Raw genomic sequence first — 12,145 nt, 5'->3', positions numbered from 1 at the left:
GCGCCGGTGCCGAACCTAGCGTCGACGTGATGCAGCCGCACCCGAGCGAAGGGACCCTCAGATGACGAGCACACCGACCCAGACCGCGCCCCCGGAGACGCTGACGTACGAATCGACCAGCACCGTCGCGACAATCGACGGACTCGACATCCATTATCACGAGGCGGGCAGTGGCCGGCCCCTGATCATGCTGCACGGGTCCGGGCCCGGGGTCAGCGCGTGGTCGAACTTTCGGCACAATCTCCCGGTGTTCGCCGACGGGTTCCGGGTGATCATGCCCGACCTGCCCGGCTTCGGCGGGACCGCGCTGCCCGAACTCGACGAGGTGTACACCGTCGCCTCGGCCCGCCGGATCGTCGGACTGATGGACCATCTCGGCACCGAATCCGCGGCCTTCGTGGGCAATTCGATGGGCGGCGCGGTCGTCGCCGAGATGGCGTCGCTGTTCCCCGACCGGGTGGAGCGGATGGCCATCATGGGTTCCGGCGGTCTGTCGGTGAGCCTCTTCCAGACCGAACCCAGCGAAGGCTTCCAGCGCCTGTTCGCCTTCCTCCAGGACCCCACCCGCGAGCGGATGATCGAATGGATCCGGACGATGGTCCACGATCAGTCACTGGTCACCGACGAACTCGTCGACGAGCGGATGAGCAACGCGACCGCGGACGGCGTCCTCGACCGGACCCGCGCGATCTTCGGAGCGATGTTCAACCCCGCCCTCCGCGAGTCGTACACACCGCTGTGGAAGAACGTCGAGTCCATCACCACGCCGACGCTCATGCTCTGGGGGCGCGAGGACCGCATGCTGCCCTACGATCAGGCCCACTTCGCCACGCGCTGGCTGCCCGACGTCGAGCTGCACACCTTCGCCCGCTGCGGTCACTGGATCCAGGTGGAGCGCAAGGACGACTTCGAACGCGTGGTCGGCGAGTTCCTGACGCGGACAGCCGTCTGATCTCCCGAATCCCGCTGCGCACGACCTGTTCTCACTGAGCGGTATTCGGCGACTCCGCATCGGGCGGCGGGCACACAATCACATCATCCTGCCGCCAGGTGGGAGACACCACGAGAAAGACAAGGGGAACGACGAGATGACACACGAAGTGGTCAAACGCGTCGAAGAGTCCGCCCAGGAGCTGGCGGCGCTGGCCGAGGAGAACGAGCGGTTGGGCAAGCTCAGCGACAAGACCGCCGATCTGCTCCGGCAGATCGGGGTGATGCGGCTGCTGCAGCCCACCGACTTCGGTGGCTATGCCGCTCATCCGCGCGACTTCGCCGAGGCAGTGATGGCGATCGCGGCCAACGATCCCGCCGCCGGCTGGGTCGCGGGCGTGGTCGGCGTGCACCCATGGGAACTGGCGCAGATGGATCGGCGTCTGCAGCAGGAGATCTGGGGCGAGGATCCGGACACCTGGGTGGCCTCGCCGTACATGCCCAACGGTGTCGCCGATCCGGTCGACGGGGACTCGTTCGTCCTGAGCGGACGGTGGCCGTTCTCGTCCGGTTCGGATCACTGCCAGTGGGACTTCCTCGGCGCCATGAAAGGCAACGGGCAGGGCATGCCGCTCATGCCGCCCGAGGTCATGCACGTCGTGCTGCCACGCTCAGACTACGAGCTCATCGAGGACTCATGGGATGTGGTGGGGCTCTGCGGAACCGGCAGCAAGGACGTCGTTGTCGACAAGGCCGTCATCCCGTCGTACCGGACCGTCACCCAGGCCGACATCTCCGACGGTTCGGCGTCGGCGCGGTCGGGGCGGGAGGAGGCGCTCTACAAGCTGTCCTTCGGAGTGATGTTCCCCCTCGGCATCACCGCCGCGGTCATCGGCATCTGCGAAGGTGCGCTGGCCACCCACCTCGACATCCAGAAGGACCGGGTGGCGGTCACCGGCGTCCAGGTCCGCGACGATCCCTACGTACTGCACGCCGCGGGTGAAGCGGCCGCCGAGATCGAGGCATCCCGAGTCCAGCTCATCGAAGGGGTCAGCCGGCTGCACGACCTGATCCAGGACGGCGGTACCCCGTCGATCGAGGAGCGTTCCAACCAGCGTCGCAATCAGGTCCGGTGCGCATGGCGGGCGGTGCAGGCGCTCGACGAGATCTTCGCCCGCTCGGGCGGTGTCGCGATCCGGAAGAACAGTCCGATGCAACGGTATTGGCGCGACGCGCACGTGGGACTGCAGCACATGATCCACGTCGATGGGGTCGCCTACCACTCCAACGCCCTGCACAAGATGGGCCTCGAGACCCCACCCGGGATGCTCGTCACCATCTGACCGCCAGTTCTCGCTTCCCGTCAGGAGTTCCGATGACCGACCCCACCGCTGCCGCTGCCTTCGAGTCGCGTTATCTGCGCGACGTGCTCGGCAACTTTCCGACCAGCGTCGTCGCCGTCACGACGATCGATGACGACGACGGTGCGCCGGTCGGCATGGTGGTGGGGTCGTTCACCTCGGTCTCGCTCGATCCGCCCCTCGTGTCCTTCCTCGTCGACCGGTCGTCGTCGACTCTGCCGAAGGTGTTGCAGGCGGGCCGTTTCTGCGCCAACGCACTCGCGGCCGATCAGGAATGGCTGTGCCGGCAGATGGCGAGAAAGGGGGTCGACCGATTCGACGGCGTCGCGTGGACCCGGTCGGATCACGACAACCCGATCCTCGGTGGCGTCGTCGCCTGGGTCGACTGCACGATCGAGAAGACGGTCGAACTGGGGGACCATTTCCTCGTGGTGGGGCGGATCGGGGACCTCACGGTGGAGTCATCGGTCAAGGGTCCGCTGCTGTTCTTCCGAGGCGGATACGGCGACTACCGCTCGACCGCCCAGTTGCTGCTCGACAGTCACCTGGGTCGCTGACACCCCGCCGGCCGGCCGTCAGCGGCCCGCGCCCGACGGTCAGCGCCCGGTCCAGCGCGGTGCGCGCCGCTCGGCGAACGCGGCCGGGCCCTCGTTGGCATCCTGCGAGGCGAACACGGGATCGGTGTACTCCAGTTGCCGGTCGAACATCTCGGCGACGGACCACAGCCGTGAGTCGTCGGCGAGCGCCTTGCTCGCACGCACCGCGAGCGGCGCGTTCGACGCGATGGCCCGCGCGAGATCGAGGGCACCGTCGAGCGACTCGCCGTCCGGTGTGACCCGATTGACCAGACCGAACCGTTCGGCTTTCGCGGCACTCATCGGCTCCCCGGTCATGAGCAGTTCGAGAGCCACTGCACGGGGCAGCACACGGGGCACCCGTATCACCCCGCCCGCCCGGGCCATCAGTCCGCGCTTCACCTCCGGCAACCCGAATCTGGCACTCGCACCCGCGACGACGAGGTCGGCGGCGAGAACCATCTCGAATCCGCCCCCGAGCGCCCAGCCCTCCACCGCCGCGATCAGCGGCTTGCTGGGAGGTGCGGTGACCAGACCGCCGAACCCACGCCCCTCGACGACCGGCCGCTCGCCCAGTTGGAACCGCTTCAGATCCATCCCGGCGCAGAATGTCTCGCGTCCGCCGGTGATGATCCCGACCGCGAGGCCGGGATCGTCGTCGAGCCGGATCAACGCGGTGGCGATGTGCTCCGCGGCGCTCTTCGTCATCGCGTTGCGCTGTTCGGGACGGTTGATCGTGATGGTCAGGACGTCGCCGAGAACCTCGGTCAGCACCTCGGTCGCCGTCATCGCGGTGCCATCCGGATCGCGCCGTCGAGCCGGACGGTCTCGCCGTTCACGTAGGGGTTCCGCAACAGCGACAGCGCCATCTCCGCGTAGTCCGCAGGCCGGCCGAGCCGTTTGGGGAACGGCACCGACGTCGCCAGTCCGTCGCGGATGTCCGACCGCAATCTGGCGAGCATCGGCGTATCGAACGTGCCCGGCGCGATGGTGTTGACCCGGATCCCGACGCTGGCCAGATCGCGTGCCGCGACCAGTGTGATCCCGTGGATGGCGGCCTTCGACGCGGTGTAGGAGGTCTGCCCGATCTGCCCGTCGAAAGCCGCCACCGACGCGGTCAGCACGATCGCTCCCCGCTCGGGATCGCCGGGGTCGAGGGGTTCGGCGGCGGCGACCCGTTCGGCCGCGAGGCGTAACACGTTGTAGGTGCCGATGAGGTTGACCTCCAGCACGTCCCGGAAGCTCTGCAGGGGGGCGGCCGCACCCTGTTTGTCCAGGATCCGCAGGCGGTCACCGCCCCGGCCGGCGCAGTGGACGGCGCCCCGGAGCGGCCCGTGCGACGCCGTGGTGTCGAGCGCCTCGCGCAGACTGTCCTCGTCCGTGATGTCCGCGGGCACGAACACCGCGGCCGAGCCGAGACGGTCGGCCACGACCTTGCCGTCCGAGGACGGCAGGTCCGCGATCACCACGCGGCCGCCCGCCTCGACGATCGCCGACGCGGTGGCCTCCCCGAGTCCAGAAGCCCCGCCGGTGATGAGAAATGTGTTGTCGGTCAGCCGCATCGCGACTCGATCTCCTTTTCTGTCGTTGACACGATTCGGGCGCGGCGGACGGCGATCGTTCACCGATCTCCCCGCGACACCGGGGTCACGAATGCCGGCGGGCCTCGGATCGCAGTGTCTCGTGCCGGGCGAGCATCTGGGCCGCGATGCTCTCGAGCTCGGCCGGCGGCGTCCGCAACCGCGCCAACCCGCTCTCACGGCTGGGCAACGACACGGTGGCGGTGGCCGGGCAGGTCACCTCCCCGCGCTGACTGGTTCCGCGCAGTTCCACGTCGACCAGATGGCGGTCGTCGACGACGCGCTTGCCCACGACCTCACCGGTGAACATGTGCACGTCCCCGAGATAGTTGAACTTGCGCATCTGGCTTGACATCTTCTCCACCCACCCGTCGTCTCCGGCCCAGTCGGTGAGGAAATGACTGAGCCAACAGTCCCGCATCATGCCGTAGTCGTAGGAGGCCGGCAGGCCGATGGACCGCGCGTACTCGGCGTCCCAGTGGATACGCTGCGCGACGTCGGGAATTCCCTGCTCGTTGGGTATGTAGAACGGCCCGATCCGCTGCCGGTTCTCGTGCCACAGTCGGCCGGTGCAGGGGGTGTACGGCGCGAAACCGTATCCGCCCGAGTGGAACACGACCATGTCGGTGACCGTGAGCGGACCCTTGGCCATCGTGCCCATCGACTCCCCCACCTCGACGTCCTCGAAGTATCGGGTGTCGGACCCGCGTCGTGTCTCGGCGGCGTAGACCTCGTCGATCGCGGCGATGTCGGCGGGTGTGTACGACGCCGGTTCGATCGTGTCGTATTTCTTGCGCTTCTTGGACTCGTGCCGCTCGGTGTGGATGGTGAGCACACGCTGGATCTGCACGATCTCGGCGCGCTGGTTGAACTGCACATGGATTCGGGTGACCACCAGCGACCGGCCGGCGAACCGGGACTCTTTGAACTCGACGTTGTCGAACCCCTCGAACGAATAGATGGTGTCGCCGTCCATCACTGGGCGATACCAGTCCGTGGTGCTGCCCGAGACGAACACGTGGATGCCCCGAAAAGGCGGGCGCCGTTGCTCTTTGGGGATCGGATCGGCATACAGGTCCTTCGTCACCGCGATGTTGATCATCGGTGGTGCGATCTGTCCGCCCCATCGCGTGGTCTCGCCGTAGTCCTCGTCGACGAAGAGCGGGTTGTCGTCACCGTAACTCCGGGCGAAGGCGCGCATGATGTCCGGACTCGCGCGCGAGAACTGTTCGCGTTTGCGCACCGCGTGATACACCCCGACCAGGTCGCGGGCGCGGGCGATGTCCTCGTCTTTGAACGTGTACACCTTCTCCGGTTGCTCCGGATCCGTCTTCTGGCCGGTGTGCCGCTCGTCTGGGTCCAGCGCACGCTCGCGCGTCGCCTCGGTCCCGGACGTCGTTCTCGTGGTCACGTCGAGTCCTCCCTCGTGTGCTCGCGACGGGTGCCGCGAGCGGTGGCGCTGTGTCGGTCGTCCGCGTCAGAAGCGGATGGTCGCCTCGTCGTGCACCCGGGCGCGGATCGCCTCCATCGCGGCGAGACGACGCTCCATGTCCGCCCGACTCATCACGATGTCCTCGCCCGCCTCGCCGCGATCGACGCGCGCCAGGCGCTCCCGCTCGGCGGCGATCTCGGTGTCCAGCAACGATCCGGCGAGTTCGCGGGTCAGCAGATCCTGGTCGACCCAGTCGTGCCGAGGGATCTGTTCAATCGGCTCGTGCATGTCGCTCCCTTCCTCGTCCCGACGGCTTCGGGGTCGGTTCCAGACGTCTCATGTGCGCGGAAACCGCAGCAGGCGACGGGCATTCAGCTCGACGATTTTGTGCACGTCCTCGTCGGGAACGTCCCGCATCGCATCGTGGACGATCTTGCGACTGTTCGGCCAGTTCGAGTCCGAATGCGGGTAGTCGCTCTCCCACGTGATGTTGTCGATACCGACGAGGTGGCGATTGTCCAGACCGAAGTCGTCATCGATGAAGCACCCGAAGATGTGTTCGGCGAACAACTCCGACGGCTTCTTGGTCTGGTTGATGTTCTGGTAGTACCGATGCTTCGCCCACACCCCGTCCATCCGCTCGAGCATGTACGGAACCCACCCGATGCCGCCCTCGGAGAGCATGAACTTGAGCTCTGGATGGTTGTGGAAGGTCGGTGAGAACAGCAGGTCGGCCGTCGCGTACATCGAATTGCAGCCGAAGAGCGCCGTCATGACCGCCATCGGCGCCTCGGGCGCGGTGATCGGCGGCTTGCCTGAGGTTCCGAAGTGCACGCACAGGGGTTGCCCGGTCTCGACGACCGCGCGGAAGACCGGGTCCCAGTGATCGGTGTGGAACGACGGAAGGCCGAGGGGGTGCGGATTCTCGGGAAAGGAGATCGTCCGGGAACCCTTCGCGGCGGTGCGGTGGATCTCCTTGACCGACTCCTCGATCGACCAGAGCGGAAGGATGGTGAGCGGGATGAGACGCTCCGGGTCGGTCGGGCACCACTCGTCCAGGACGTAATCGTTCCAGGCCTGGACCGACAAAAGGGCGAGGTCTCGATCCTCCGCCTCGAGGAACACCGTGCCCGCGAACCGCGGGAACGACGGGAACGACAGGGTCGCGTGCACACCGTCGATGTCCATGTCGCCGAGCCGGGCCCGGGGGTCGTAGCAGCCGGGGATCATGTCCTCGTAGCGGGTCGGTTCGGCGCCGTACTCCTCAGGTTTCTTGCCGGCGACCGCATTCAGCCCGATATAGGGGTAGATGCGCCCCTCGTACTGCCAGACCTCGGCCACCTTGGTACTGCCGTCCGCGCGCCCGCCGTCTCCGGCGTGAATGGATCGCGGCATCTCCTTCTCGATGATCCGCGGCCCGGCATCCTGGTACCTGCGCGGGAGTCGATCCGCCCACAGACGGGGGTGTTCGATCAGGTGGTCGTCCGTCGAGATGAGTTGCATGTGGTCCTGAAGGGGCATGTGTCCGGTCCTCTCGCAAATCCGGGTGACCCGGTTACTAATATAACTATGTTGCAGACTACGGACTTTTGGCAAGACCCCGGCGCACCCTCCCGCCCTGCGGGACCGCTCTCGTCAAGTGGGACGACTTCCCACCGAGCGGACGGACCCGGCCGTCGTGGCCGCTCCACTTGGTATGACTAGTTAGTCCGAATTTCTGCTCCGTCTACTCCTGACAGGACGCCACATGAACAGAACACGCGTCGGCTTCGTCGGCACGGGACACATCGGCGAACCGATGGTGGAGCGCCTGCTGGCCGAGGGACGGCACCCGATTTCCGTCTACGCCCGCCGGGACGACGTACGAAAACGGTTGTACGGCCGAGGTGCCGTCCTGGTCGAGCAGCCCACCGATCTCGCCGCCAACGAGGTGGTCATCGCGTGTCTCTTCGACGACAGGCAGCTGATCGAGGTCATCTCGCCGGTCATCGAACGGATGCGGCCCGGGTCGATCATGGTCTCGCACACCACCGGAAGCCCCACGCGCATGAGGCGCCTGGCGGAGCTCGGGGCCTCCCGAGGCGTGGCGGTCGTCGAGGCACCGTTCAGCGGGACCCCGGAAGCGATCCGTCAGGGCGCGCTGACAGTCCTCTTGGCCGCGGACGACACCGCAGCGCTCGACCGGGCCGCTGATGTGGTGTCGGCCTATGCGTCACCGGTACACCGGGTGGGCCCGCTGGGCGCCGCTCTCGTCGCCAAACTCCTCAACAACGCACTGTTCGCCGTGTGTTCGCAAGCCACACTCGCAGCCCTGTCGATCGGCCGACAGCTGGGTGTCGACGACGGGTCGCTGCTCGCGGTGCTTGCCGACTGCAGCGGGGGAAGCACCGCAGGCCGATACATCTCACGCTCCGGACAGAGCGCGGCAGACTACAGCGAACGGCTTCCGCGCTATCTCGTCAAGGATCTCGCCTCGGTGGAATCGGTCGCCGCAGAACTCGGCGTGGACGTCGGCGATCTCCTGGCCGCGGCGCGCCGGGGGCCGATGGACCTCGATCCCGCCTGAGCCGCCGAGCTCAACGATCGAGCAGCGCGCCCACCGCACCGGAGCGCAGGACCTCCGGGCGCGACATCGCGGCCTCGTTCGCGAGCGCCCGCCGCAGCAGCAGATGTGCGTGGTGTTCCCATGTGAAGCCGATCCCACCGTGCACCTGAACGCAGGCCTCGCTCACGCGGACCGCGGCCGACAACGCCTGAGCCACCGCGAGATCCACGGCCACCGCCACCTCGGCGCCGGACAGGGTGCCGCGCGACCCGTCACGCACCTGACCGCCGGCCGGCGATGTCGCCGCGTCGAGGAGGTCGGCCGCGGACAACACCTGATTACGTGCACTCTCGGCGTCGACGAGCATGTCGGCACATCTGTGCGACACGGCCTGAAAAGAACCGATCGGGCGGCCGAACTGCTCGCGCTGCCCCGCCCAGTCGACCGCGGACGCGACTGCCCGCGTGGCGATCCCGACCGAATCCGCGGCCAGTGCCAGTTGCGCTGTACGGCACGCATTCTCGATTGCCGGCCCGGCGGCGTCACCGGTTCGGACCACCCGGCCGGTCACCCCCTCGAAACGCACCGTCCCCACGGTGGCGGTCAGGTCGAGGGCGTCCTGCTCGTCGACCTCGACCGCGCCGCGGTCCACGACCACCACGGCGGGCGCGGCCGCGAGCGAATCCCACGCGAGGACCACGAAGACCTGCGCGGTCCCCGCTCCGGGAACCCGCTCCACCACCCCGGTCAGGATCCCGTCGGTGACGGTCACCGCACTCGTCCCGTCGACCGTCCAGCCGGCGTCACCGGTCGGGGCGGCGACCGCTGCCGGGGTGCCGCCGGCGAGCAGGCGGACCTCGTCGTCGGCGCCCGCGGCCACCAGAACCGACAGTGCACCCACTGCGGGCACGAGCGGAACCGGAGCGAGCCGGTGTGCGGATTCCTCGACGGCCGCGCACAGCAGCCGCAGGGTGGCGCCGCCACCGCCCAGGTCCTCGGGTATCGCCAGTCCGGGCAGACCGAAGCCCACCAGGTCGTTCCACAAGCGCTGCCGAATGTCCTCGGTCGCCGATGCGTCCGGTTCCTTGACATGTTGTTCGACCGTGCGCGCCACGGCTTCTCGGACGGCCGCCTCGTCCTCGGCGGGCGCCGCCAGCGGGCGCCCCGGCCGGAACGCCGGGGCGCGCCGTCCCTCGCCGCGGTGGGACGGCAGGCCGAGTACCGACTCGGCGATCGTGTTGCGCTGGATCTCCGCGGTACCCGCGCCGATGGTGGCGGCGCGCGACATCAGGTACCCGTACGTCCAGCGCCCCCCGTCGACCGCACCCGCGGACCGACTTCCCAGGATCGCCCCGGACCCGGTCAGGCGTAGTGCGAGACGGTGCAGACGCTGCTCGAACTCCGACTTCACGAGGCGGTTGACCGACGCCACGCCGCCCGGATCCTCACCGCGGAGCACCGCATCGAGTGCACGCGCACTGTTGCTTGCGATCGTGCGGACGTCGGTCTCCAGCGCCGCGAGCCCTTGTCGCACGACGGGATCGTCGGCATGGCCCCGGTCGACGGCGAGGCGGAAGACCTGATCGACGGTCCTGCGGTATTTGAACTCGTCGGCGAGGAACGCCGTGGCCCGTTCGTGGCCGAGCGATGTCCGCATGATCGACCAACCCTCGCCCTCGTCTCCCACGCGGTTGGCCGTCGGCACAGCCACGTCGTCGAAGAAGACCTCGGCGAAGTGATGTCCTCCGGCGGCATCGCGCAACGAGCGGACCTCGATGCCCGGCGAGTCCATCGCGATGAGGAGGTACGTGATCCCCGCCGTGCTCCGACCGGGTTCCCCGGTGCGCACGAGCGCGAAGATCCAGTCCGCGCGATCGGCCATCGTGGTCCAGATCTTCTGACCCGACACCCGGTAGACGTCGCCGTCGCGGACGGCCCGGGTCGAGATCGACGCAAGGTCGCTACCGGCTCCTGGCTCGGAAAAGCCCTGGCACCAGAACTCTTCGGCACGCAGCAGCGGTTCGAGATACCGCCGACGCTGTTCATCGGTGCCATGGACGATCAGGGTCGGGGCGACGATCATCGACATGGCACACGGATGACGAGGCGCGCCGGCCGAGGTCATCATCCGGTAGTAGTCGAGCTGATCCTCGAGGCCGAGTTCCATGCCCCCGACCGCGGCCGGCCAGCCCGGGGCGGCCAGCCCGGCGTCGACGAGTTCGGACTGGAAGGCCACGGCGGCTGCGAACCGTTCGGCGGAAGTCGCCGGGCGCGGACGTCGGCGGTGGTCGTCGAGCAGCCGGGTCAACCGGTCCCGCCAGTGCGGGACAACCGTTGTCACCGCTGCGCACCCGATGCCGTCAGCGCCGGCGCACCGACCGGTTCACCGGAGGTGATCGCGCGACCGATCCGGGAGACCGTCGCCTCGGCATCGGCCACGGCGCGGAGCACGATCTCGCCCGCCGGCGGGATGTCGTGGATCAGGCCCTGGGACAGGCCCACCGACCAGACCCCCAGTTCCGGGTCGCCCTCCGCGAATACGCGCCGGCCGCGGACTCCGGCGACCAACTCCTTGATGTCGCGGAACCGACCACCCCGCTGCAGGATCTCGATGACTTCGTCGCTGACGGCGTTCTTCGAAACCCGCATGCTGTTGCGGAGCTGGCGCATGATGAGGCGGGTGTCGCGCTCGGACGAGTCGACGACCATCTGTTTGATGTTGTCGTGCACCGGACTCTCGGCCGTGCACATGAAGCGGGTACCCATGTTGATCCCGTCGGCACCGAGCGCGAGGGCCGCGGCGAGTCCACGGCCGTCGGCGAACCCTCCCGAGGCGATGAACGGGACCGTCAGGGCGTCGGCCGCGGCCGGGATGAGCACGAGCCCGGGAATGTCGTCCTCACCCGGGTGTCCGGCGCACTCGAAGCCGTCGATGCTGATGGCGTCCGCGCCGGCCCGCTCCGCCTTGAGCGCATGAGAAACACTCGTACACTTGTGGATCACCTTCACACCGTGAGCCTTGAGATGCTCGATGTGGACGGTCGGATCCGACCCGGCGGTCTCGACGATCCCGACCCCGGAATCGATGATCACCCGGCGGTACTCCTCGAACGGCGGCGGGTTGATCGACAGCGTCAGGGTGATGTTCACCCCGAACGGCTTGTCGGTCAACGCTTTACATCGTTCGATCTCGACCGCCAGATCGTCGGGGGTCGGCTGGGTCAACGCGGTGATCACGCCCAGGCCGCCGGCGTTCGAGACCGCGGCCGCGAGTTCGGCACGACCGACGAACATCATGCCGCCCTGGACGACCGGGTGATCGATACCGAACTCCTCGGTGAAGCGCGTTCTGAGCATGGGACAACTCCTCGGTCGACGTCCTCGTGCCGGAGCGGGCCGACGCCGGGTGACGCCGCCAGGCAATGGACACGTGGTGAACTTATATCACTATGTCACCCCTTTCGGCAGGCGTATCTCGGTTCAGCGGCAGACGAACACTTGTACGCCGAAACGGAACCGACTCCCGACGGTTGATGACTGGTATCATCCCGGCGTCCGTGCGGACCCATCGGCCGAACGGCGAACTCCATCGATTTGGCGGTTCACCTGCACTTCCAGCTCTCCGATAGCCCCCTACCCATGGGATGCCGCTGCGCCAGCTCGCCTCCATTCACTGAGACAGACTGGTGACATGCGCCATCCACCCATGCAATAGTGGCGCA

11 protein-coding genes are annotated in these 12,145 nt (G+C 67.8%); 4 read left to right on the top strand and 7 right to left on the bottom strand.

Features of this window, described 5'->3' with window-relative positions; all coding sequences use genetic code 11:
- Window positions 1–61 precede the first annotated feature (61 nt).
- The 3 genes from ACFVHY_RS01855 to ACFVHY_RS01845 all read left to right on the top strand — a co-directional run bounded on the left by ACFVHY_RS01855 (window position 62) and on the right by ACFVHY_RS01845 (window position 2,848).
- Entirely contained in the window at window positions 62–952 is an 891-nt protein-coding gene (locus ACFVHY_RS01855) for an alpha/beta fold hydrolase (protein ID WP_390267624.1), read from the top strand.
- A gap of 136 nt (window positions 953–1,088) precedes the next feature.
- The gene (locus tag ACFVHY_RS01850) at window positions 1,089–2,273 is read left to right on the top strand and encodes a hydroxylase (protein WP_390267621.1); all 1,185 of its coding nucleotides are present in this window, start codon (window positions 1,089–1,091) and stop codon (window positions 2,271–2,273) included.
- Window positions 2,274–2,305: 32 nt separating this feature from the next.
- Window positions 2,306–2,848 (top strand): flavin reductase family protein, encoded by a 543-nt coding sequence (locus tag ACFVHY_RS01845; protein WP_390267618.1) that lies wholly within the window; start codon window positions 2,306–2,308, stop codon window positions 2,846–2,848.
- Window positions 2,849–2,887: 39 nt separating this feature from the next.
- Here the strand turns inward: ACFVHY_RS01845 and ACFVHY_RS01840 are convergent, their stop codons facing one another.
- The 5 genes from ACFVHY_RS01840 to ACFVHY_RS01820 all read right to left on the bottom strand — a co-directional run bounded on the left by ACFVHY_RS01840 (window position 2,888) and on the right by ACFVHY_RS01820 (window position 7,399).
- Entirely contained in the window at window positions 2,888–3,655 is a 768-nt protein-coding gene (locus ACFVHY_RS01840) for a crotonase/enoyl-CoA hydratase family protein (protein ID WP_390267615.1), read from the bottom strand.
- Window positions 3,652–4,428 carry an SDR family oxidoreductase gene (locus ACFVHY_RS01835; protein ID WP_390267612.1) on the bottom strand — a complete coding sequence of 259 codons (777 nt, stop codon included), beginning with the start codon at window positions 4,426–4,428 and terminating at the stop codon, window positions 3,652–3,654. Before ACFVHY_RS01835 ends, ACFVHY_RS01840 begins: the two co-directional genes overlap by 4 nt.
- 85 nt (window positions 4,429–4,513) lie before the next feature.
- Entirely contained in the window at window positions 4,514–5,809 is a 1,296-nt protein-coding gene (locus ACFVHY_RS01830; protein ID WP_390268795.1) for a MaoC family dehydratase N-terminal domain-containing protein, read from the bottom strand.
- Window positions 5,810–5,923: 114 nt separating this feature from the next.
- Window positions 5,924–6,166: a hypothetical protein gene (locus ACFVHY_RS01825; protein ID WP_390267609.1), complete on the bottom strand. Its 243-nt coding sequence runs from the start codon at window positions 6,164–6,166 to the stop codon at window positions 5,924–5,926.
- A 48-nt stretch (window positions 6,167–6,214) separates the two neighbouring features.
- Window positions 6,215–7,399, bottom strand: a complete 1,185-nt coding sequence (locus ACFVHY_RS01820) for an amidohydrolase family protein (protein WP_390267606.1) — start codon at window positions 7,397–7,399, stop codon at window positions 6,215–6,217.
- Window positions 7,400–7,625: 226 nt separating this feature from the next.
- On the opposite strand from ACFVHY_RS01820, the gene ACFVHY_RS01815 reads away from it, so the two are divergent.
- Entirely contained in the window at window positions 7,626–8,444 is an 819-nt protein-coding gene (locus tag ACFVHY_RS01815; RefSeq protein ID WP_390267603.1) for an NAD(P)-dependent oxidoreductase, read from the top strand.
- Between the two features lie 10 nt (window positions 8,445–8,454).
- Here the strand turns inward: ACFVHY_RS01815 and ACFVHY_RS01810 are convergent, their stop codons facing one another.
- The gene (locus tag ACFVHY_RS01810; RefSeq protein WP_390267600.1) at window positions 8,455–10,764 is read right to left on the bottom strand and encodes an acyl-CoA dehydrogenase family protein; all 2,310 of its coding nucleotides are present in this window, start codon (window positions 10,762–10,764) and stop codon (window positions 8,455–8,457) included.
- Complete coding sequence (locus ACFVHY_RS01805; protein ID WP_390267597.1) at window positions 10,761–11,780, bottom strand: NAD(P)H-dependent flavin oxidoreductase; 1,020 nt, start codon at window positions 11,778–11,780, stop codon at window positions 10,761–10,763. Before ACFVHY_RS01805 ends, ACFVHY_RS01810 begins: the two co-directional genes overlap by 4 nt.
- Window positions 11,781–12,145 lie beyond the last annotated feature (365 nt).

The sequence above is a fragment of the Gordonia sp. NPDC127522 genome, assembly GCF_042672305.1.
GTDB lineage: Bacteria > Actinomycetota > Actinomycetes > Mycobacteriales > Mycobacteriaceae > Gordonia > Gordonia hongkongensis.
The sequence above is the reverse complement of the archived record's forward strand: the minus strand, read 5'-3'. Positions and strand labels throughout refer to the sequence as shown.

What these genes read in the sequence shown, in the direction of transcription:
- ACFVHY_RS01855 (WP_390267624.1), top strand. Translation starts at nt 62, where the DNA reads ATGACGAGCACACCGACCCAGACCGCGCCCCCGGAGACGCTGACGTAC.
- ACFVHY_RS01850 (WP_390267621.1), top strand. Translation starts at nt 1,089, where the DNA reads ATGACACACGAAGTGGTCAAACGCGTCGAAGAGTCCGCCCAGGAGCTG.
- ACFVHY_RS01845 (WP_390267618.1), top strand. Translation starts at nt 2,306, where the DNA reads ATGACCGACCCCACCGCTGCCGCTGCCTTCGAGTCGCGTTATCTGCGC.
- ACFVHY_RS01840 (WP_390267615.1), bottom strand. Translation starts at nt 3,655, where the DNA reads ATGACGGCGACCGAGGTGCTGACCGAGGTTCTCGGCGACGTCCTGACC.
- ACFVHY_RS01835 (WP_390267612.1), bottom strand. Translation starts at nt 4,428, where the DNA reads ATGCGGCTGACCGACAACACATTTCTCATCACCGGCGGGGCTTCTGGA.
- ACFVHY_RS01825 (WP_390267609.1), bottom strand. Translation starts at nt 6,166, where the DNA reads ATGCACGAGCCGATTGAACAGATCCCTCGGCACGACTGGGTCGACCAG.
- ACFVHY_RS01820 (WP_390267606.1), bottom strand. Translation starts at nt 7,399, where the DNA reads ATGCCCCTTCAGGACCACATGCAACTCATCTCGACGGACGACCACCTG.
- ACFVHY_RS01815 (WP_390267603.1), top strand. Translation starts at nt 7,626, where the DNA reads ATGAACAGAACACGCGTCGGCTTCGTCGGCACGGGACACATCGGCGAA.
- ACFVHY_RS01805 (WP_390267597.1), bottom strand. Translation starts at nt 11,780, where the DNA reads ATGCTCAGAACGCGCTTCACCGAGGAGTTCGGTATCGATCACCCGGTC.